The sequence below is a fragment of the Dactylosporangium sp. NPDC005572 genome, from assembly GCF_040605515.1.
Classification (GTDB): Bacteria; Actinomycetota; Actinomycetes; order Mycobacteriales; family Micromonosporaceae; genus Dactylosporangium.
This window is the reverse complement of sequence record NZ_JBEXCY010000474.1, coordinates 1-1,338: the sequence shown is the minus strand read 5'-3', so window position 1 is coordinate 1,338 and position 1,338 is coordinate 1. Positions and strand designations below refer to the sequence as shown.

The 1,338-nt window shown below is 69.7% G+C and carries 1 protein-coding gene; it reads right to left on the bottom strand.

Going from position 1 to position 1,338, the window contains the following annotated elements:
* Positions 1-102 precede the first annotated feature (102 nt).
* Positions 103-1,338, bottom strand: a 1,236-nt coding sequence (locus ABZS66_RS61755; RefSeq protein WP_354774308.1) for a discoidin domain-containing protein, incomplete at its 5' end; no start/stop codon positions are given.

Below are 1,338 nucleotides of genomic sequence, written 5' to 3'. Positions count from 1 at the left end.
TGACCACGGCGAGCAGTTTTCTTCGCATTCGTGCTCCTTGGTCCGATTCCTTCGGGGTGTGTGGTGGTGGGCAGGCGCCGGTTGCCGCCTGCCCACCGGCGGTCAGGACCCGTAAACCTCGAACTCCCACAGCGAGTAGCCCCACTGGGTGCCTCGCGCGGTTCCGTTGATCCGCACGTACCGGCCGGATCCGCTGACCGTGAGGTCGTCCACGCCGCCGTCGCCGGTTGTGGTGGACGAGATCGTGGTCCAGGTGCTGTTGTCGTTGGAGACCTGCACCTGGTACGCGCGGCCGAAGGCGGCCTCCCAGTTGAGGACGACCCGGCTCACGTTGCGTGCCGAGCCCAGGTCCACGGTGATCCACTGCGGGTCGGCGTACAGGCTGCTCCACCGGGTGGTCGTGCTGCCGTCGACCGCGTTCGCGGCCACGTTGGCGCCGGCCTCCGTGCTGGACACCGTCACCGGGCGGTTGCGTGACAGCAGTGTCGGGGTCGGGTTGCTGACCGGGGACCCGTAGACGTTCAGGTCGAAGATCGAGTAGCCGTACTGGGTGAGGCCGCGCTGGGTGCCGTAGACGCGGACGTAGCGGCCGGTGCCGGTGACGGTGAGGTCGTCGACGCCGCCGTCACCGGTCGTTGTCGAGAACACCGACGTCCACGAGCTGTTGTCGTTGGAGACCTGCACCTGGTAGGCGCGGCCGAATGCGGCTTCCCAGTTGATCCGGACGCGGTCGAGCGCGTACTGCTGGCCGAGGTCCACGGTGATCCACTGCGGGTCGGCGTACAGGCTGCTCCAGCGGGTGGCCGAGTTGCCGTCGACCGCGTTGCCGGCCACGTTGGCGCCGGCCTCGGTGCTGGAGACGGTGACCGGCCGGCCCTGGGCCCGGTCCGGGCTGCCGGTCGGGGGCACGCTCACGCCGTTGCCGACGAACGTGTAGCTGTCCAGGTCGAACAGCGCGCCGGTCGCCGCCCCGGTGAAGACCAGGTACAGGTCGTGGGTGTTGTCGTCCGGCCTGGTCACCGGGGCGGTGACCTCGGTGTAGTTGTCCCAGCCGCCGGTGCTCGGCACGGTGACCCGGGCGACCTCGGTCCCGGTCGGGGAGTCGTACCGGAAGGACAGCACACCGCCGGCGTTCGCCGACGAGACCCGGGCCTTTACGCTGGTGATGCCCTTGAGGCTGACCGCGTGGTGGCGGACGGACTCGCCGTTCTGGATGTCGCCCAGCCGCATGCCGCCCTCGGCGGCGGCCTGGCTGATCACCTGCGGCCCGTTGAGGGTCACGAAGTGCTCGGCCTGCCACTGCTTGGGCCACAGGGTGAGCTGCTGCTCACCGGTCAG